This is a genomic window from Curtobacterium sp. MCBD17_003 (assembly GCF_003234885.2).
Taxonomy (GTDB): Bacteria; Actinomycetota; Actinomycetes; order Actinomycetales; family Microbacteriaceae; genus Curtobacterium.
In genome coordinates, this window is sequence record NZ_CP126275.1 from 1,765,137 (window position 1) to 1,784,426 (window position 19,290).

Consider the following 19,290-nt stretch of genomic DNA (forward strand, 5'->3'; position numbering starts at 1 on the left):
GGGCGGCCCTCCCGTCATGTGCGGCGCCGGCGCCACGGCGCCGCGCCGAGCAGGATGAGCACGCCACCGATGACGACGACGGTCGTCAGACCGGTGCCGATGACGGTCGCCGGCGTGGTGCTCGTCCCCAGCGGCACGTCGGTCACCATCGACGTGGCCGTGTAGGCCGGAACCGAGTCGATGGTGCGTCCGGACGGATCGACGACCGCGCTCGCACCGACGGTCGAGATGTTCACGAGTGAGCGCCCCGTCTCGATCGCACGCATCCGGGCGATCGCGAGCTGCTGCAGGTTCTCGTCGGTGCCGTCGAAGTCGGCGTTGTTCGTCTGGGCGAGGATGAGCTGCGCATGGGCGGCCGTCATCTCGTCGGTCAGGCGGTCGTCGACGATGTCGAAGCAGATCGCGAGCCCGACGCGCACCCCCGCGACGCTGACGGTGTTCGGCTTCGTCCCCGGCGTGTAGTCACGGCCGATCAGCCCGATCAGGGACGGCGCGAGCTTGCTGTAGAACCAGCGGTCGGGCACGTACTCACCGAAGGGCACCGGATGGGCCTTGTCGTAGGAGCCCAGCCAGCCCTTGCCGGCCTGCCAGACGAAGGACGTGTTGTGGTACTGGCCACGGGCGTTCTCGGTGATCGCACCGGCGACGATCGGCGCGTGCGTGGCGGTGCTCAGGGCGTCGAGGGCCGCCGCCACCCCGGGCGAACGCCGAGGGTCGAACTCGGCCGACGCCTCCGGCCACACCACCATGTCGACTCCCTTGGCCGACGTGTCCGTCGCGTCGAGCTGGGACGACAGGACCTCGCCGGGCTGGGCGCCGTCGAAGTACCCCGCCGGACCGTCGCCCTGGACGCTCTCGACGCGGACCATGCCCGATGTCGTCGCGGGCCACGCCGGCACCGCGAGGACGACCACCACGACGCCGACCGCGAGCACGGCCCGGACGAACGGCCGCACACCGACCTCGACCGCGAGGGCGACGAGTGCCGCCACCATGAACACGAGCACGAACGTCAGTCCGAGCACCCCGAGCCAAGCGACGAGCGGTGCGAAGGGACTCTGTGACTGGCTCAGGGCGACGCGACCCCAGGAGAACCCGTTGTACGGGTAGTTCCCGCCGAGCCACTCGCGGCCCGTCCAGAGCGCCGCGACGACCGCAGGCGTGAGGAGCACTCGACCGAGGACGGTCGGAACCGCCCGCGGCACCCACCGGTACGCGAGCGCCATGGCCGCTCCCCCGAGCGCCGGGAACAGCGCCTCGAACAGCGCGAGCGCGAGCCAGGGCACCGGGCCGAGGTACTTCGCCGCCCAGTCCACGTCGACCAGGAAGAACGCGGCGCCGAAGACGTAGCCGAGCCCGAACGCCACCCAGAACCGCTGTCCTCGGACCGCGAGGAGCATCATCGCGACGGCGGGGAACGCCAGCACCCAGACGCCCGCCCCGGGGAACGCGAGGTCGAGGACGAGTCCGCCGAGCGCTGCCAGCGGGTACGCGACGGAGCGCGGGAGGACACCGACCGCGCCCGCGTCGTGACCGGGGCCGTGCCTCCAGACCGGCAGGGGGTGCCGGGGAGGGCGCCGCCGCGGTGTCGGACGGGGCGACTGCACGGCCTCCCCGCCGACGGCGGGCAGGCGCGTCGGACGGTCCTCGGTCGTCGTCATGGGATCGTCCCTCAGACCGTCGCGTAGGCGACGATGCCACGGCGCATGGCGTCGGCGGCACGGGAGGCGGTGCGCGACAACGGCGCGTCGGCCGCGTTGCGGAGCTGGTCGAGCAGGTCGATCACCTGCTTGGACCACCGGACGAAGTCGCCTGCGGCGAGGTCGAGGGTCCGGAGGACGTCGTCGAGCGAGGACCCCGACGCCCATCGGAAGACGCCGAGCGCGATCGCGGGCGTGGGCGGCATCGATCCCGCCAGGCGGTGGTCCCGCTCGAGGTCGTCGAGGCGCGCCCAGATCGTGAGCGTCTCGTCGAGGGCCGGACGGAAGGCGCCGCGGGGCAGCGCGTGTTCCGTGCCGGGAGCGTCCTCGCGGCGGGGCTCGTAGACGATCGTCGCCGCCATCGCCGCGAGCTGCGCCGGTGTCAACTCGTCCCAGACGTGCGCCTCGATGCACTCCGCGACGAGCAGGTCGCGGTCGCCGTAGATGCGCTGCAACCGGCGCCCACCGGCGGCGACGCGCACCTCGTCCCGTCGGGCCCCCGCGGACTCGGACGTCGGCACCGGGACGCCGTCCACGTCCTCCGGCGCGTCGCGGGTCAGGTAGCCGAGTGCCAGGAGGACGTCGGTCACCCGGTCGAACACGATCGCCACCGCACCGGTGCGCGAGCGGATCTGCGCGAGCAGCTTGTCGGTGGAGCGGGACAGGCGGTACCAGCGCTCGGCCCAGCGCGCGTGCGCCTCGCGGTCGGGACACGCGTGGCAGGGATGCCGCTGCATGCGTCGCCGGACCTCGCTGATCGCGGCCTGCCGCTCCTGGCGTGCACCGTGCGAGGACTCGCGGCCGCCCGGGATCGTCGACCGCTCCAGGTCGGAGAGCTCGCGTCGGAGCGCCGCGTACTCCGTGAAGTCCCCGAGGTGGCACTCCATGGACCGGCGGTAGCCGTCGAGCGACTCCTGCTGCGATCGGGCCTTCCGGGCGAGATCGACGACCGAGCGGTCCGCCTGGAACTGCGCGAACGACGTCTCGAGGACCTCGCGCGTCCGCTCCCGCCCGAACTGCTCGATGAGGTTGACGGCCATGTTGTACGTCGGCTTGAACGCGGAGTTGAGCGGGTAGGTCCGGCGCGAGGCGAGCGACGCCACCGCCTGTGGTTCGAGGCCGTCGGTCCACTGGATGACCGCATGGCCCTCGACGTCGATCCCGCGGCGACCGGCGCGGCCGGTCAGCTGCGTGTACTCCCCCGGCGTGATCGGGACGCGCGCCTCGCCGTTGAACTTCTCGAGCTTCTCGAGCACCACCGTGCGAGCGGGCATGTTGACCCCGAGCGCCAGGGTCTCGGTGGCGAGCACGACCTTGAGCAGCTTGCGCTGGAACAGGTCCTCGACGACCTCCTTGAACGCCGGCAGCAGACCCGCGTGGTGCGCCGCGACGCCCCGCTCGAGGCCCTCGAGCCACTCCCAGTAGCCGAGCACCGCGAGATCCTCGTCGAGCAGCGTGCGGCAGTGGTACTCGGCGGTCTCGCGGATCTCGCGGCGCTCAGCGGCGGTCGTCAGCGAGATCCCGGAGCGGAGGACCTGGCGCACGCCCTGGTCGCATCCGTTCCGACTGAACACGAAGAAGATGGCCGGCAGCAACCGCCGCTCGTCGAGCATGTGGACGATGCCCTCGCGGTGCATGCGTTCCTGGCGCGGCCCGCGATGGTCGTACGCCGGACCGCGTCCGCGTCCGCGGCCGCGGCCTCGACCGCCGTTGCGGTCACCACCCCGCGAGGCCCCACCCACCAGTCGCATGAGCTCCGGGTTGACACGGTTGGTCGCAGCCGCACCCGACGAGTCGAACAGGTCGACGAGCTTCGGACCGACGAGCACGTGCTGCTCGAGCGGCACCGGACGCTCCTCCGACACGATGACGTCCGTGTCCCCGCGCACCGCCTGCAGCCAGTCGCCGAACTCCTCGGCGTTCGACACGGTCGCCGACAGGGAGACGAGCCGGACCTCGCTCGGCAGGTGCAGGATCACCTCTTCCCACACCGGCCCGCGGAACCGGTCGGCGAGGTAGTGGACCTCGTCGAGGACGACGTAGGCCAGGTCGTCGAGCAGGTCGGACTCCGCGTAGATCATGTTGCGGAGCACCTCGGTCGTCATCACGACCACGCGCGCCCTCGGGTTGACGTTGGTGTCGCCCGTGAGCAGCCCGACCTCCGACTCGCCGTACGCGTCGACGAGTTCGCCGTACTTCTGGTTCGACAGCGCCTTGATCGGCGTGGTGTAGAACACCTTCGCCGTCGGGGAACGCATCGCGAGCCACACCGCGAACTCGGCGACGACCGTCTTGCCGGCACCGGTGGGCGCGGCGACGAGCACGCTGCGGCCCTCGTCGAGCGCCAGGCACGACGCCATCTGGAACGGGTCGAGGTCGAATCGGAGCTCGGTGCGGAACAGCTCGAGATTCCGTGACCGCGCCCGCGCGCGGGCGGCGGCGAACCGGGCGGCCGGGGTGAGTCCCGTGTCGGTCACAGGCCGTACTCCGCGTCCACGGCTGCCTGACGTCGCGCCGCGCGCCGGTCGTGGAACCACGAGACCGCGCAGGCAGCGATGTACAGCACGACCATCGGCACGGCGAGCAGGAACATCGAGATGACGTCGGCCGACGGCGTGACCAGAGCGGTGAACACGAGGATGCAGAGGATCGCGATGCGCCAGGAGCCGATGATGGCCGCCGCGGAGAGCACCCCGACGAAGTTGAGGAGCACGAGGAACACCGGGAGCACGAACGCGATGCCGATGGCGAGGACGAGCTTGATGACGAAGTCGTAGTAGGTCTTGGCGTCCACGATCGAGGCGTCCTCGTGTGACACGAAGCTGCCGAGGATCCCGACGATGTGCGGCAGGACGTACCACCCGCAGAAGCAGCCGCCGAGGAAGAGCGGGATCGCCGAGCCGAAGAAGCCGATGACGTAGAGCTTCTCGCGGCGGACCAGCGCCGGCACGATGAAGGCCCACACCTGGTAGAGCCACACGGGGCTCGAGATGACGATGCCGATCGTGATCGCGATCTGCAGACGGAGGTCGAACGCACCGGTGATCACCGGGAAGTTCAGCTCGGCGACGTGCCCGCCGCCGGCACGGGCCAGGTTGCGGACCGGCGCGCGGAGGGCGTCGAGCACCCACGGCGTGAGGAACCACCCCGCCACGGCACACACGGCGATGGCGAGCACGGCGCGGAACAGGCGCTTGCGGAGCTCGACGAGGTGCTGTCCGAGGGACATCCGCCCCTCGGGGTCCTTCTTCGGCATCCCCGGGCGAGGCTGGCGTCCGCGCGCAGTCGTCGAGGCCATGGCTGTGATCCTACGTCCTCTCCGCCGTGGACCGACATGGCGGACGACGCCGGGGGCGGCTCAGTCCGCGGGGGCGAGCGCTGCCGCGGCGAAGGCGCGGAGGGCCGCGCGCGCGGCGGGCGGGTGCAGCACGACCGCACGGCCGGGCAGCCCGGCGACGAGGCGGACGACGCCGTCGAACCCGGTCGCGGCGAGCCGGATGCGGACGCGGCCCTGGTCGTCCGGGTCGTCCGCGGTGTCGGCGAGGTAATCCGCGACGAGCGGCAGGGACGAGGAGTCGAGCTCCACGGTGACGATCGTGTCCTCGGGCCCACGTTGGAACAGCGTGTCGGGGATCTCGACGTCCTCGATCCGTTTCGTCGCCGGACGGTCGTCCACGGCGACGCCCGACATGCGGTCGAGTCGGAAGGTCCGGAGCGCATCGCGATCGAGGTCCCAGGCGCGCAGGTACCAGTCGGTGTCGATGGACTCGACCCGGAGCGGGTCCACGCGGCGTTCACCGCGGGGCGCCCGCGGCCCCGCGTAGTCGAACCGGAGGCCCCGACCGGCCGACATCGCCCGCCGGATCACCTCGAGGGTGACGTCGTGCGCGTCCTGCCCGACCGCGACCGAACTGGAGGCGCCACCCGCCCCACGGGACAGCTTCGCGATGAGCGCGTGGATCGCCTCCGGGTCCCCGGCCTCGGGTAGCGCCGACAGGTACTGCAGGCCGGCGATGAGCGCCGAGGCCTCGCGGGCCGAGAGCCGCGGGGAGTCGTCGATCGCGACGAGGTTGGTCAGCACGATCATGTCGTTCTGCTCGAAGTCGTCCCAGGCGATGTCGAACAGGTCACCGTGTTGGTACTGCATGGTCTCGCCCGGGACCCCCGACACGGCGATGAGCTCGACGGCGCGGCGGATCCGAGCCGCGGGGACCCCGAAGTGTCGTGCTGCCTCGGTGACCGACACGCGCTCGCGGTCGATGAGGTACGGCACGAGCGACAGGAGGAACGCGAGCTTGTCCTGCGCCTGGAGCGGCTGCTCAGCCACGGGCAGCCTCCCCCGCGGTGTCGTCGTGGTCCTGCACGAGTCGCTCGAGACGGGCACACACGAGGTCCCGCACGGCCGACGGCTCCACGACACGGACCTCCGGCCCGAAGGCGGCGAGCTCCTCGGCCAGGATCTGGGGATCCACGAAGTGCAGGACGAGCCGACCGTCGGCGTCCGTGGTGGTGCCGCGTCGGCGGGCGAGTCGCCGCTCGGCGTCACTGCCCGTGGCGACCTGGATCGTGGCGGTCCGGTTCGCCCAGACCCGGTCGAGTTCCGCGAGGGCACGCTCCCCGGCGTCTGCCGGCGCCTCGTGCTGGCCGACCTCGTACGTCGAGACCGGACCGACGACGCGGGAGAGCAGGTAGTTCTTGTCGGAGTCGGTCGCGAACTCGTGCGCGGCGAGCATCCAGCGTCCGCCGTGCTGCACGAGTGCCAGTGGCGCGACCTGCCGGGTCCGAGCCTTGGTGCTGCCCGGTGTGATGTAGTCGAACCGGACGGCGGCGGCGCGGTCGAGCGCGGCGCGCAGTGGTTCGAACGCGGCGTCCCTGGCCCGGAGCCGAGGAGCGTAGGCGTCCACGGCGCGGCCGTCCGCGAGCGCGTCCTCGCCGTCGTCGTCGGTACCGCCGACGGACCGCAGCTTGAGCAGGGCGCGACGGGAGTCGGCCGAGAGCGCGCCCTCACGCCAGGCCATCGCCGCCAGGGACAGCAGCGCGGACTCGTCCGGGGTGAACCGGACGTCCTCGGGCAGGTCGTACTCGCCCTTCGGGATCCGGTAGCGCAGCGTCTGGTTGTTGCCGGTCGCACCGGGCGTCTCGATGGTCTCGAGCGGGACACCGAGTTCGCGGACGTCGTCCTTGTCGCGCTCGAACTGACGCTCGAGCGAGGCGTTGTCACCACCCGGCGTGTACCGCTGGCGGTATCCCTGCACGTTCGCGAGGATCTCGCCCTTCGTGAGCCCCGACTCCGTCGACAGGAGCGCGAGCACGAGGCTGAACAGCCGTTCCTCTGCCGGGACACGCGGGGATCGGGTCGCTGGCACGAGGCTGATCCTACGGCAGCGGGCGTACCCCCGGGATCAGCGTGGCATCACGCCGAGCAGGTCGAACACGTACGCGTACGTCGTGCCGTTCTGCTTGACGACGGCGAGCACCTGGTCGCCGGCCTGCTTGCCGATCAGGGCCTTGCGGATCGATGCCGCGATCTGGTTGCCGGGCGCCAGCGGGACCGTCACGGCACCCGATCCGTCGGTCCAGCTCGACCCGGCGACAGTCGAGTTCGTGCCCCAGTTGACCGCGGTGTACTTGACCACTGCCGTGTCCTTCGCGGTGATCTCGCGGCCGGACCCCTTGCGGAGCAGGTGCACCTGGTCACTCGACGGTGCAGCGGTGGCGGGCACGGTGATCCCGGGCGCACCGTTCGGAGCGAGCACGACGGCCGGCATACCGTCGGCGGCGACCTGTGGCCGTCCGTCGGCACGCGAGGCGAAGCCGTCCACGACGTCCGCAACGACGACCGCGGCGTCCTGTTGGACCTTCGCCGTGGTGGTGCTGCCGTTCTGGAGCGCCTTCTTCGACACCACGATCGCGAGGCGGTCACCGACCCGCGCGCACTCGAGCGCGTTGCCCAGTGCACCGCCGTTCGTCGACCCGACGGTGATGGGACTCGTCGTCCCCTTGTACCCGCTCGTCTGCAGGGTTCTGCCGGTCGCGCCGTCCACCACCGTGTACTCGATGACCGCCGGTGAACCCTCGCCGAGGACACGGCCGGACCCCTGGTGGAGCACGGAGACCTCGGTCCGCTTCGTGGTGAGCGGCGACGGGACGTGGACCGTCGGCTTCGCACCGATCGCGCCGGACGCCGACACGGCCTCGGACGCGTTGCCGGGCGCGGGTGCCGTGCATCCCCCCGCGGACGCCGAGCCCGACGCGCACGCTGTGAGCGACGCGACGAGGCCGACCGTGACCAGGAGTGCGGGGATGGTGCGCACGGACCCTCTTTCCACTCGTTCGGGGGCTCGCGCCCGGATGACGCCGGACGACTCCGGTAGAGCTTAGCGGTCGTCCGCTGGCGCCTCGTCCGCCCGGGGCCCGTCCGCCGCGGCGACCTTCCGGGCCTGCGCGGCCGCCTGCCGGGCGACCTTCCGGAGCTTCTTGTCGCTCGTCGCCCGCTCGCCCACGGCGCCGGGCGTCCACAGCTCGACGTCCTCGTCGGCGAACTCGGGCTTGCGACGGCGTCGGTGGTCGGGCAGCACGACGCCGTCCGCGAGCCGTCGGGCCGTCACCAGGAACCCGGTGTGGCCGACCATCCGGTGGTCGGGACGCACGGCGAGTCCGTCGACGTGCCAGGTGCGGACGAGCGTCTCGCTCGGCTCCGGCTCGGTGTAGCGGCCGGTGTCGCGGATCGCCTCGCACACGCGGGAGAGCTGCGTCACGGTCGCCACGTAACAGACGATGAGTCCGCCGGGCACGAGTGCGTCGGCGGCGTCGTCCACGCACTCCCACGGCGCGAGCATGTCGAGCACGACCCGGTCGACGGATCCGGCGTCGACGTGCTGCGCCAACTCCTCGACGAGGTCGCCCACGGTGACGGTCCAGTTGTCCGGATCGGCCCCGAGGAACGTGGCGACGTTGCCGCGGGCGATGTCGGCGAACTCGGAACGACGCTCGAACGAGTGCAGGGTCCCCTCGGCGCCGATCGCCCGGAGCAACCACAGCGAGAGCGCGCCCGAGCCGACGCCGGCCTCGACGACCCGGGCCCCCGGGAACACGTCCGCGAAGGCGACGATCTGGGCCGCGTCCTTCGGGTAGACGATCGCGGCCCCGCGGGGCATGGACATGACGTAGTCGTTCAGCAGGGGGCGGAGGGCCAGGTACTCGTCGCCGCTCGACGAGGCAATCACGGAGCCGTCCTGCTGGCCGATCACGTCGTCGTGGCGGAGGACGCCGCGGTGCGTGTGGTACTCGCCGCCGGTCTCGAGCGAGAGCGTGGTCAGCTTGCCCTTCGGGCCGGTGAGCTGGACGCGGTCGCCGGCACGGAAGGGACCGCGGGCTGGCGCGCCGGTCATCACGCGCCCTCGCCCGGGAGCTGCGCCGCCGCCGCCCCGGAGGACGCCGTGGTCGCCGCGGCGGCGTGCGCCGAGAACGCGGGCGCCGTCAGTGCGACGAGCCGGTCGACGTCCACGCCCTCCAGCGACTCGAGCCGGACGTCGGCGCTGCCCTCGGCGATCGGCACGACGTGCTCGACCGCGACCGTGACGGCCCCGGAGGCGAGCGCCGCGGCGACACCCGTCGGCGAGTCCTCGATCGCGACACAGCGGGCCGGGTCGACGCCGAGTTCTGCCGCAGCACGGAGGTACGCCTCGGGGTGCGGCTTGGCGTGCTCCACGTCGTCGCCCGCGACGACCACGCGGAATCCCCTCGCGCCGAGCAACTCGGCCACGTCGACCGCCATCCGCCGGCGGGACATCGTCACGAGTGCGGTCGGGACGCCGCGGTCGTGGAGCTCCTCGACGAGCTCGCGGGCCCCGGGACGCCACGGCATGGCGTCGTGCATGTGCTCGACCACGTAGGTCGTCATCCACTCGACGATCTCCTCCACGGTCAGGTCCACGCCGTGCTCACGGAGGATCTCGCCGGAGCGCTCGAGGCCACTGCCGACGAGGGACAAGCCGTCCTCGTGGGTCCACGGGGCGTCGTACTGCGCGGTCAGCACCATCTGGGACCGCTGCCAGATCGGCTCGGTGTCCACGAGGGTGCCGTCCATGTCCCAGAGGACCGCGGCGGGGAGTTCGGAGGTCACGGCCCCCGAGTGTAGCGGCGGGCACCCGAACGCCCGTTCGCTCCGGGCACGACGCCGGGAGCGCGGGCCGCGGTGCCCGCGAGGACGCACGTCCTATTGTTGGTGTGCAGGTCGCGGCGCCCCGCGTCCCTCGGCAGATCGACCAGGAGGTCCCCTCCGTGCCACAGCACTCCCCCTTCAGCGACGGGCGCCTGCTCGTCGTCGCGTTCGAGGGATGGAACGACGCGGGCGAGGCCGCGAGCGGACTCGCCCGACGCATCGTCGACGCGCTCGACCTGGAGGAACTCCGGGAGCTCGACGGTGAACGGTACGTCGACTACCAGTTCAACCGCCCGACGATCGGCAGCGACGACGACGGCGTGCGCGGCGTCATCTGGCCGCGGATCGTGCTCCATGGTCCGGCGTCCACCGGCACCACGCCCGCCGTCTCCCAGGTCGTCGGTGCCGGCGGCACCACGAGTGAGCGTGGGGTGTACGTGCTCGTCGGTCCCGAGCCGTCGCGGACGTGGCGTGGGTTCGCGGCGGAGATCGTGGACCTGGTGGACGTGCACGCGATCGACGCCGTCGTGTTCGTCGGCGCCATGCTCGCGGACGTCCCGCACACCCGCCCGATCTCGGTCTTCGTGTCCAGTGAGGACGAGGAGGTCCGCACCGCGCTCGGCGTCGACCACTCGACGTACGAGGGCCCGGTCGGCATCATCAGCGTCTTGTCGGACGCGATGGACACCGCCGGCGTGCCCACGATCTCCCTCTGGGCCTCGGTCCCGCACTACGTCCACAACGCCCCCTCGCCGAAGGCGACCCTCGCGCTCCTCGACCGCATCGAGGACCTCACCGACGTGACGGTGCCGCGCGGGTCCCTGCTCGACGACGCCGCGAACTGGGAGCAGGGCATCGACGCGCTGGCAGCCGACGACGAGGACATGGCGAGCTACATCACGCAGCTCGAACAGGCGCGCGACACGGTCGACTCGCCGGAGGCCAGCGGCGACGCGATCGCCCAGGAGTTCGAGCAGTACCTCCGCCGACGCGACGGCAAGGACGGCGCCCCGGGTGGCCCCGGCGAGGGTCCCTGGCGCCCACCCCAGTCCTGAAGGCGGGACGGCCGACGGACCCGGACCCCCGGTCCGGGTCCTCCGTCAGTGCGGTCCGATCCGGATCCCGAGCACGGCGTCGACGAGGTCGACGAGCTCGCCCGTGCACGTGCCGCCCGCCGCGATCGCGGTGTCCACTGCGGCGACCGCCCCCGGCGTGTCGAGGTCGTCCGCGACCCGCTCGCGGATCCGAGTCATGCTCGCGACGGCCACCGACGTGTCGGCGTCGCCCCGGTCCTCCAGATCGACTCCGCGAGCCCAGGCGTCCCACGAGGCGAGCCGCGTGGTCGCGCTCGTCAGCTCGCTGTCGAACCACTCCCAGTCGTCCGAGTAGCGGTGGGACAGCAGCGCGAGGCGGATGACCCGCGGGTCGACGCCGTCGTCGAGCAGGCCGCGGACGGTCACGAGGTTGCCGAGCGACTTCGAGATCTTCGTGCCCTGGTAGGCGATCATCCCGGTGTGCACGTAGGCGCGTGCGAGTGGTGCGTGTGCGAGCGCCGCGGTGTGGCCCGCGCTCATCTCGTGGTGCGGGAACACGAGGTCGCTCCCCCCGCCCTGCACCGAGACGGGCGCACCGAGGCGGTCGCCCGCGATGACGCTGCACTCGATGTGCCATCCGGGCCGCCCGGTGCCCACAGCGGTGTCCCAGGTCGGTTCGCCGGGTCGTGCCGCACGCCACAGCAGCGGATCGAGCGGGTCACGCTTGCCGGGTCGATCCGGGTCGCCACCGCGCTCCGCCGACAGCGCGAGCATGGTGTCGCGGTCGAGGCCGCTCTCGGCACCGAGCGACCAGGCGTCGGTCGCGCGCTGGACGTCGAAGTACACGTCGTCGCCGTCCGCGCCCTCCGTCGGCACCCGGTAGCCGTGGCCGGACTCGAGCAGGAACGCGACGGCCTCGCCGATGCGCTCGACCTCGTCGGTGACCGCGACGTACTCGTCCGGCGGGAGCACCCGCAGCGCCTCCATGTCGCGCCGGAACAACGCGATCTGCGAGGCGGCGAGCTCGCGCCAGTCGACGCCGGTCGCCGCGGCGCGCTCGAGGAGCGGGTCGTCGACGTCGGTCGTGTTCTGCACGTACTCGACGTCGAGCCCGGCATCCCGCCAGGCCCGGTTCAGGGTGTCGAAGGCCAGGTAGGTGGCCGCGTGCCCGAGGTGGGTCGCGTCGTACGGCGTGATGCCGCACACGTACATGGTCGCGCGCTCGCCGCCGTCCGTCGGGTCGACCGGGCTGCCGGTGGCGGTGTCGTGCACGCGAGGCCGGCTGCCGACGCCGGGGACCTCGGGGACGTCGGGGTGCTCCCAGGCCCGCATCAGTAGGTCGCCAGGAGGTCGGCGAGGACGCGGCGCCCGAACGCGAGCGACGCCAGCGGGACCCGCTCGTCGACCCCGTGGAACATCGCGGGGAAGTCCATGTCACCGGGGAGCTGCAACGGGACGAACCCGTACCCGGCGATGCCGAGGGTCGACAGCGCTTTGTTGTCGGTCCCGCCGGACAGCAGGTAGGGCAGTACCGGCGCGCCTGGGTCGTGCCGGTCGAGGACCGCACGGACGGTGTCGACGAGCGGACCGGAGAACGCGGTCTCGAGACCGACGTCCCGGTGCGTCGTCAGCACCTCGACGTCGTCCCCGGCCAGTTCACGGACCTCGGCGAGCACCTGCTCCTCGTCGCCGGGCAGGCACCGGATGTCGACGAGCGCCTCGGCGGTGTCGGGGATCACGTTGTGCTTGTAGCCGGCGTGCAGGAGCGTCGGGTTCGTCGTCGTGTGCAGGGCCGCGTGGATGAAGCGCGAGGCCGAACCGGTCGCCAGCGCGACCTCGTCCGGCCCCGTCCGCGTGGGGTCCACCCCGAGGAACCGGGCGACCTCGCGCACCATCGCGTCGGTCGTGTCGGACATCCGGACCGGCCACTCGCGGCTCCCGATGCGCGCGACGGCCGCGGCGAGCTTCGTCACGGCGTTGTCGCGCATCACGTGCGACCCGTGCGCGGCGGTGCCCCGCGCGACGAGCTTGATCCAGATGAGCGCCTTCTCGCCCGTCTGCAGCAGGTAGGCCCGGCGATCGCCGAGGGTGATCGAGTAACCACCGACCTCGCTGATGGCCTCCGTCGCCCCGGCGAAGACCTCGGGGTGTTCCGCGACGACGTGGTGCGCGCCGAGGACGCCGCCGGCCTCCTCGTCCGCGAAGAAGCCGATCACCAGGTCGCGCTCGGGTGCGCCCTGCCGCTCGATGACGTCCCGCAGGGCGGTGAGCATCATCGCGTCCATGTCCTTCATGTCGACCGCGCCGCGACCCCAGAGCGCGCCGTCCTGGACGACGCCACCGAACGGGTCCACGGACCAGTTCGCGGGATCGGCCGGGACGACGTCGAGGTGCCCGTGCACGACGAGCCCCGGCTTGTCGCGGTCGCGCCCGGGAACCCGTGCGACGACGCTGACCCGGCCCGGCTCCGACTCGAACAGCTGCGGCTCCAGCCCGAGGTCCCGGAGATGCGCCTCGACGTACTCGGCCGCGTCGGCCTCGCCGTTCGAACGCCCCTCGCCGTGGTTCGTGGTGTCGAACCGGATGAGGTCACGGGCGATGGCGGCGGTGGCCTCGAGCTCCGTGTCGACGTCCGCCGGTCGCTGCACATCGGTCATGTCCCCAACGGTACCGTCCGCGTACGACCACGGTGCCCGCCGGTGCGGGCAGACCGGGCGGGCGCGCCCGGGATGCGCGCCCGTGTGCGGTCGCGCCGCCGATCCGTGCTACTGTCGTTCCTCGGCAGCGGGACCGGCCGGAAGGCCCAGGACCCGCGTCGACACCCTGTCCGGGTGGCGGAATTGGTAGACGCGCTAGCTTGAGGTGCTAGTGCCCGTATTAGGGCGTGGGGGTTCAAGTCCCCCCTCGGACACGACGAGCGGCTGGTCCCATCGGGACCAGCCGCTTCTTCGTCCGGTGGCCGTCCCCGCTCGTGGACCGCACCCCGGCTCCGCCGCTGGCGGACCCGGCTTCAGCGCCGGCGCACCAGGCCCCGGACCAGCGAGGTCGCGACGAGGCCCACGAGCACGTACGGCCCCATCGTCAGCAGCGGGTCGATCCACGTGTGGTGCGTGTCCGACCGCGACGAGCGCAGCCGTTCGGCGATCCCCCGGCCGCCCCGTTCGGCAGCGATCCCGGTCTCGTGCACGACCCGGTCCGGCGACCCCTGCAGGGCCGCGGCGATCCGCGCCTCCGCGACGTTGACGCGGTCCCCGGCGATGAGGAGCAGCCAGTGCGCCGCACGCCCTTCGCTGAAGAACCCGTACGCAGCGCGGCGGATCAGACCCGAGACACCGGACAGCGGCTGCGCCGTCCCGAACACGGGCGTCACGAAGGCGTGCTCGATCGAGCGCTCGCGGCCCTCGGCACCCGGCTGTCGCTCCGGGAACGTCCAGTGCGCACCGGTGGCGGACGGGTCGAACCGGAGGCGCGGCACGGCCGGCCGGTCGGCGGGGTCGAGGTCGGCGCCCCAGCCCGGGATCCGAGCACGCAGTTCCTCGGGCGTGGGGACGTCGCGGGGCTTGTCCGGCAGGTAGGCGAGCGGTTCGTCGTCGGTCATGCGGTCCTCCTCGTGTTCGGCGATGTCCGGTCGCCGCCGGTCACGCGCCCTCCGGCACGATCACGGTCTTGATGCAGTCGTCGAGCTTCGCCGAGAACAGGTGGTAGCCCTCGGCGATGTGCTCGAGCGGGATGCGGTGGGTGATGATCTCGCTCGGCTTGAGGTACCCGGCGCGGATGTGTTCGAGCAGCCGCGGCCACTGGCGGATCACCGGGGTCTGGTTCATGCGCAACGTCAGGCCCTTGTTCATCGCGTCACCGAACTTCACCGCGCTGAAGATCGGCCCGTACGCGCCCATGACCGAGATCGTGCCGCCCTTGCGGACGCCGTCGATCGCCCAGTTGAGCGCGATGGGCGAACCGCCCTGGAGCTTCAGCTTCGTCGCGGTGACGTGCTGCAACAGGTTGCCGTCGGCTTCGGCTCCGACGGCGTCGATGCAGACGTCCGCACCGAGGAAGTCGGTCGTGCGCTTCAGCTCGAGCACGACGTCGGCGACCTCGGCGAAGTTGATGGTCTCGGCCTGCGCGAACGTGCGGGCCTTCTCGAGCCGGTACTCGAGCTGGTCGATGACGATCACCCGGCCGGCACCCATGAGCCAGGCGGACTTCGCGGCGTACAGACCGACCGGACCCGCGCCGAACACGACGACCGTGTCGCCCTCCGCGATGTCGCCGAGTTGTGCACCGAAGTACCCGGTGGCGAGCGCGTCGGTCATCATGAGCGCGTCCTCGTCGTCGAGCCAGTCGGGGATGACCTGCGGACCGACGTCCGCGAAGGGCACCCGGACGTACTCCGCCTGGCCGCCGTCGTAGCCGCCCGTCGTGTGGGAGTACCCGTAGATGCCGCCGACCGCGGTCGCGTTGGGGTTGACGTTGTGGCAGTTCGAGTACAGGCCGCGGGCGCAGTACCAGCAGGTGCCACAGAAGATGTTGAAGGGGACCATCACCCGGTCGCCACGTTGGAGCCGCTCGACCGAGGAGCCGACCTCCTCGACGACGCCGATGAACTCGTGACCGAAGGTGTGCCCGATGCGCGTGTCCGGCATGAGGCCGTGGTACAGGTGCAGATCGGAGCCGCAGATGGCGGCTCGGGTCACGCGGACGATCGCGTCGTTCGGGTGCTCGATCCGAGGGACGTCCTTGTCCTCGACTCGGATCCGGTAGGGCCCCCGGTAGGTCATGGCGCGCATGCGTCTCCTCTCGACGTCCCGAGTCCACCCCACGCCCGCTGGGCGGCGATCCAGGAACGTACCCCGCCCACGGACGAGAGGGACGGCGCCGACCGGCACCGTCCCTCCCGTCCGTCTCCCGCGTCAGCGGAGCGTGACTCAGCTGTTCGCGGCGTCCACGAACTCGCGCCGCGGGTCGGTCTCCTTGATGAGCGACGTCGAGTCGCGACCCGACACGGCGCCGGTGAGCCAGCCGATGACGATGCGCGCCTTCCGGTTCAGGGTCGGCATCGCGTACACGTGGTAGGCGCGGTGGGCAGCCCAGGCCGGGAGGTTCGTCATCTTGATGCCCTTGATGTTGGCCGCGCCCTTCGCGATGCCGTACGAGGCGACCGATCCGATCGACACGTGGCGGTACTCGCGGATGGGCTGCCCGGTGATCGTCGCGACGATGTTGTCCGCGACGACGACCGCCTGCCGGACCGCGTTCTGCGCGTTCGGCGGGTAGTACGCCGGCTGCTTCTCCGCCGTCAGGTCGGGCACCTGTGCGGCGTCGCCGAGGCCCCAGGCCCCCTCGACCACCTCGTGGGTCTGCTCGTCCTCGACCTGGAGCTTCGCGTTGCACGCCAGGTGGCCCTTCGGCCCGCGCGGCAGATCGGTGTTGTCGAGCACCGGGTTGGGCTTGACGCCCGCCGTCCAGACGATGAGGCCTGCGGCGAACTTGTCGCCGTCGCTGAGCTTGACCACCCCGCCCTCGCAGCTCGGCATCGTGGTCTTGAGGCGGACGTCGATCCCGCGGGCACGGAGCGACTCGAGCGTCCACTTCGACAGGTCGGGGCCGACCTCGGGCGCCACGCGGTCGAGCGCGTCGATGAGCACCCATCGAGGCTGCTCGCCGGCGAGCGACGGGTAGGTCGCGATGGCGGCCTGCGAGACGTCGAACAGCTCCCCGATCGCCTCGACACCGGTGTAGCCACCGCCGATGAAGATGCTGGTGAGGAGCTTGCGGCGCTCCTCCTCGTCACGCGTGGCCGCGGCCTTGGCGATGTTGTCGAGGAGCTTGGCACGCACGAACGCGGCCTCCTCGACGCTCTTGAACCCCACGGCGTGCTCCTCGAGACCGGGGGTCGGGAACACGCGGGTGACCGAACCGAGGGCGACGACGACGTGGTCGTAGCCGAGCGTGCGGTCGTCCCCGCCCGCCGTGGCGACCGAGACGGTCTTCGCCGTGCTGTCGATCCCGGTCACCTTGCCCTGGATGACCCGGGTGCGCCGCAGCGCACGGCGGAGCTCCACGGTGACGTCGCGGGGTGCGATGTGCCCGCCGGCGACCTCGGGCAGGAACGGCAGGTACGTGTAGTACGTGTTCTGGTCGACGAGGGTGATCCGCATCGGGACCGTGGTGGCCTGCTTCTGCAGGTGCAGGACGGTGGAGTAACCGCCGGAACCGCCGCCGAGGACGAGGACGTGTGGGATCGAGTCAGCCATGCATACGGTCTACGCCAGATCGGCTCGGACGGTCACCATTTCCGACGGCCCGGCGTCCGTCCCGGGAGGCTCGGATCGCGTCGTCGGCGCGCGTCGCCGCCGAGCCGTGGTCGACCTGTGTCACCCGCGCCGCTGACGGAGTCGCCACCAGGCCGCTTCGGCGATGTCGAGGCCGGTGTAGACGCCGTGCGCGGTCCGTCGTGCCTCGGTCAGCGAGAAGCGACGGAGTCGGTACCCGCCGCCGAACCGGTCGATGATGGCCTCGGGCGAGGCGTCCGGCTCGCGCTTGACGAACCAGGTGCGCTCGTCGACGGGCTCGATCACCGGCGGTTGCCGATCCGGGACCGGAGGATGTCGATGCGTTTCTGGATCTGCTCGGTGCTCGCCTGGGCCACTGCCGGTCCCCCGCTGATTCGACGGAGCTCGGCGTGCACGGCGCCGTGCGGCTCGTTGCTGTGCCGGGCCCAGATCGACACGAGCCGGTGGAGCTCCGACCGCTGCTCCTTGATCGTCATGTACATCGGTCGGTGCTCGGGCTCCGGGGGTCGCGGCTGGCCGTCCTTCCCCCGTCGCGCGCGCTTGGCCTGCGTCGCCTGACGCTGGCGGAGCAGTTCGCGGACCTGGTCCGGCTCGAGGAGCCCGGGGATCCCGATGAAGTCGAGTTCCTCGAGGCTGCCGATCTCGCCGCCCGACCCGAACTCGCCGCCGTCGTAGAGGACGCGGTCGAACGACGCCTGCGAGTCGAGGGCCTGGAACGGCTGCAGGTCGAGGAGGCTGTCCGAGGCCTTGGCGTCCTGGTTCGCCTCGGCCACCATGGCGTCCTCGGGGTTGTACATGCCGTCGTCCGTGCCCTTGGGGCGGTCGAGGGCGTGGTCGCGCTCGAGTTCGAGGCTCGCCGCGAGGGCCATGAGCCCGGGCACGCTCGGCAGGAACACCGAGGCCGTCTCACCACGACGACGTGCCCGCACGAAACGACCGATCACCTGAGCGAAGAACAGCGGGGTGCTCGCGCTCGTGGCGTACACGCCGACACACAGACGCGGGACGTCGACACCCTCGGAGACCATCCGGACCGCGACCATCCACCGGGTCTCGTCGGCCGCGAACGCGCCGATGCGGCTGGAGGCCGCGGCCTCGTCGGAGAGCACCACGGTGGGTCGCTCGCCGGTGATCCGCTGGAGGATCCGGGCGTAGGCCCGGGCGGTCGTCGTGTCGGTGGCGATGACGAGACCGCCGGCGTCGGGGACCCCACGCCGGACCTCGGTGAGCCGCTTGTCGGCGGCCGACAGCACGGCGGTCATCCACTCGCCGTCGGGGGCGAGTGCCGTGCGCCAGGCCTGCGCGGTGATGTCCTTCGTGACCTGCTCGCCGAGCGAGGCCGACATCTCGTCCCCCATGCGGGTCTTCCAGCGCATCTGGCCCGCGTAGGCCATGAACAACACGGGGCGGACGACGCCGTCCTGCAGCGCTCGGCCGTAGCCGTAGCTGTAGTCGGCGATGGAGGTCCGGATGCCCTCGTCGTCCGGTGCGTAGCTCACGAACGGGATCGGGTTGGTGTCCGAGCGGAACGGCGTGCCACTCAACGACAGTCGTCGGGTCGCGGCTCCGAAGGCCTCGCGGATGCCGTCGCCCCAGGTGAGGGCGTCACCGCCGTGGTGGACCTCGTCGAGGACGACGAGCGTGCGCCCACCCTCGGTGATCCGGCGGTGGACCTCGGGGTTCATGCCGACCTGGGCGTAGGTGATCGCGATGCCCTGGTAGTGCCGACCGAACATGCCGTCGCCGTTCTTGAACATCGGGTCGAGCCGGATGCCCACGCGGTCGGCCGCGTCCGCCCACTGCCGTTTCAGGTGCTCCGTCGGGGCGACGACCACGATCCGGTCGACGGTGTTCCGCGCCAGGAGCTCGGTGGCGAGTCGGAGGGCGAAGGTCGTCTTGCCGGCGCCCGGTGTCGCGGCGGCGAGGAAGTCACGCGGCTCGGTCTCGAAGTACTTGGTCAACGCCTCGACCTGCCAGGCGCGGAGCTTCGACGCGGTGCCCCAGGCGGCACGGTCCGGGAACGCCGGCGACAGGTGCTCGGCCGCTGCGTTGCCCGCGGCCTCCTGGCTCGACTCCCCTGCACTCACTCCATGGGAGTC

Annotated in this window: 16 protein-coding genes and 1 tRNA gene; 2 read left to right on the forward strand and 15 right to left on the reverse strand. The window is 71.7% G+C overall.

Going from position 1 to position 19,290, the window contains the following annotated elements; genetic code table 11:
- Positions 1-14: 14 nt before the first annotated feature.
- The 8 genes from lnt to DEI88_RS08475 form a co-directional block, all read right to left on the reverse strand.
- Positions 15-1,661 carry an apolipoprotein N-acyltransferase gene (gene lnt / locus DEI88_RS08440; protein ID WP_111071549.1) on the reverse strand — a complete coding sequence of 549 codons (1,647 nt, stop codon included), beginning with the start codon at positions 1,659-1,661 and terminating at the stop codon, positions 15-17.
- 11 nt (positions 1,662-1,672) lie between these two features.
- Positions 1,673-4,177, reverse strand: a complete 2,505-nt coding sequence (locus DEI88_RS08445; protein WP_111071548.1) for a DEAD/DEAH box helicase — start codon at positions 4,175-4,177, stop codon at positions 1,673-1,675.
- A complete protein-coding gene (gene tatC / locus DEI88_RS08450; RefSeq protein WP_111009341.1) occupies positions 4,174-4,929 on the reverse strand; it encodes a twin-arginine translocase subunit TatC in 756 nt (251 codons plus the stop codon). Before tatC ends, DEI88_RS08445 begins: the two co-directional genes overlap by 4 nt.
- A gap of 129 nt (positions 4,930-5,058) precedes the next feature.
- Positions 5,059-6,027, reverse strand: a complete 969-nt coding sequence (locus DEI88_RS08455; RefSeq protein WP_111009064.1) for a helix-turn-helix transcriptional regulator — start codon at positions 6,025-6,027, stop codon at positions 5,059-5,061.
- Positions 6,020-7,066, reverse strand: a complete 1,047-nt coding sequence (locus tag DEI88_RS08460; RefSeq protein WP_111071547.1) for a helix-turn-helix transcriptional regulator — start codon at positions 7,064-7,066, stop codon at positions 6,020-6,022. Before DEI88_RS08460 ends, DEI88_RS08455 begins: the two co-directional genes overlap by 8 nt.
- Before the next feature lie 36 nt (positions 7,067-7,102).
- On the reverse strand, positions 7,103-8,014 hold the full coding sequence (locus DEI88_RS08465; protein ID WP_111071546.1) for an FKBP-type peptidyl-prolyl cis-trans isomerase: 912 nt from the start codon (positions 8,012-8,014) through the stop codon (positions 7,103-7,105).
- Positions 8,015-8,077: 63 nt separating this feature from the next.
- Complete coding sequence (locus DEI88_RS08470; protein ID WP_111009067.1) at positions 8,078-9,091, reverse strand: tRNA (adenine-N1)-methyltransferase; 1,014 nt, start codon at positions 9,089-9,091, stop codon at positions 8,078-8,080.
- Positions 9,091-9,825, reverse strand: a complete 735-nt coding sequence (locus DEI88_RS08475; protein ID WP_111013301.1) for an HAD family hydrolase — start codon at positions 9,823-9,825, stop codon at positions 9,091-9,093. Before DEI88_RS08475 ends, DEI88_RS08470 begins: the two co-directional genes overlap by 1 nt.
- Positions 9,826-9,983: 158 nt before the next feature.
- Here DEI88_RS08475 and DEI88_RS08480 point away from each other — a divergent pair, with 158 nt between their 5' ends.
- Complete coding sequence (locus tag DEI88_RS08480; protein WP_111071590.1) at positions 9,984-10,919, forward strand: proteasome assembly chaperone family protein; 936 nt, start codon at positions 9,984-9,986, stop codon at positions 10,917-10,919.
- A 45-nt stretch (positions 10,920-10,964) separates the two neighbouring features.
- Here DEI88_RS08480 and mshC read toward each other — a convergent pair whose 3' ends face one another.
- Both mshC and DEI88_RS08490 read right to left on the reverse strand, forming a co-directional pair.
- Positions 10,965-12,230: a cysteine--1-D-myo-inosityl 2-amino-2-deoxy-alpha-D-glucopyranoside ligase gene (mshC, locus tag DEI88_RS08485; RefSeq protein ID WP_111071545.1), complete on the reverse strand. Its 1,266-nt coding sequence runs from the start codon at positions 12,228-12,230 to the stop codon at positions 10,965-10,967.
- Positions 12,230-13,555: a M20/M25/M40 family metallo-hydrolase gene (locus tag DEI88_RS08490; RefSeq protein ID WP_111071544.1), complete on the reverse strand. Its 1,326-nt coding sequence runs from the start codon at positions 13,553-13,555 to the stop codon at positions 12,230-12,232. Before DEI88_RS08490 ends, mshC begins: the two co-directional genes overlap by 1 nt.
- Before the next feature lie 168 nt (positions 13,556-13,723).
- On the opposite strand from DEI88_RS08490, the gene DEI88_RS08495 reads away from it, so the two are divergent.
- Positions 13,724-13,809 (forward strand) — tRNA-Leu (locus tag DEI88_RS08495).
- Positions 13,810-13,908: 99 nt separating this feature from the next.
- Here DEI88_RS08495 and DEI88_RS08500 read toward each other — a convergent pair.
- The 5 genes from DEI88_RS08500 to DEI88_RS08520 form a co-directional block, all read right to left on the reverse strand.
- Positions 13,909-14,496 (reverse strand): hypothetical protein, encoded by a 588-nt coding sequence (locus tag DEI88_RS08500; RefSeq protein ID WP_111009071.1) that lies wholly within the window; start codon positions 14,494-14,496, stop codon positions 13,909-13,911.
- 40 nt (positions 14,497-14,536) lie between these two features.
- A complete protein-coding gene (locus DEI88_RS08505) occupies positions 14,537-15,685 on the reverse strand; it encodes a zinc-dependent alcohol dehydrogenase (protein ID WP_111009072.1) in 1,149 nt (382 codons plus the stop codon).
- Positions 15,686-15,823: 138 nt separating this feature from the next.
- Positions 15,824-17,152 (reverse strand): NAD(P)/FAD-dependent oxidoreductase, encoded by a 1,329-nt coding sequence (locus tag DEI88_RS08510; RefSeq protein ID WP_111071543.1) that lies wholly within the window; start codon positions 17,150-17,152, stop codon positions 15,824-15,826.
- A 120-nt stretch (positions 17,153-17,272) separates the two neighbouring features.
- Complete coding sequence (locus DEI88_RS08515) at positions 17,273-17,476, reverse strand: hypothetical protein (protein ID WP_111009074.1); 204 nt, start codon at positions 17,474-17,476, stop codon at positions 17,273-17,275.
- Positions 17,473-19,278, reverse strand: coding sequence for a DEAD/DEAH box helicase (locus tag DEI88_RS08520; protein WP_111009075.1), 1,806 nt, complete (start codon positions 19,276-19,278; stop codon positions 17,473-17,475). The genes DEI88_RS08515 and DEI88_RS08520 overlap by 4 nt, the downstream gene beginning before the upstream one ends.
- Positions 19,279-19,290 lie beyond the last annotated feature (12 nt).

Bases quoted from the DNA above. Each gene is read 5' to 3' on its own strand.
- DEI88_RS08505 (WP_111009072.1), bottom strand. From the start codon at position 15,685: ATGCGCGCCATGACCTACCGGGGGCCCTACCGGATCCGAGTCGAGGAC.
- lnt (WP_111071549.1), bottom strand. From the start codon at position 1,661: ATGACGACGACCGAGGACCGTCCGACGCGCCTGCCCGCCGTCGGCGGG.
- tatC (WP_111009341.1), bottom strand. From the start codon at position 4,929: ATGTCCCTCGGACAGCACCTCGTCGAGCTCCGCAAGCGCCTGTTCCGC.
- mshC (WP_111071545.1), bottom strand. From the start codon at position 12,230: ATGCGGGCCTGGGAGCACCCCGACGTCCCCGAGGTCCCCGGCGTCGGC.
- DEI88_RS08470 (WP_111009067.1), bottom strand. From the start codon at position 9,091: ATGACCGGCGCGCCAGCCCGCGGTCCCTTCCGTGCCGGCGACCGCGTC.
- DEI88_RS08510 (WP_111071543.1), bottom strand. From the start codon at position 17,152: ATGGCTGACTCGATCCCACACGTCCTCGTCCTCGGCGGCGGTTCCGGC.
- DEI88_RS08500 (WP_111009071.1), bottom strand. From the start codon at position 14,496: ATGACCGACGACGAACCGCTCGCCTACCTGCCGGACAAGCCCCGCGAC.
- DEI88_RS08490 (WP_111071544.1), bottom strand. From the start codon at position 13,555: ATGACCGATGTGCAGCGACCGGCGGACGTCGACACGGAGCTCGAGGCC.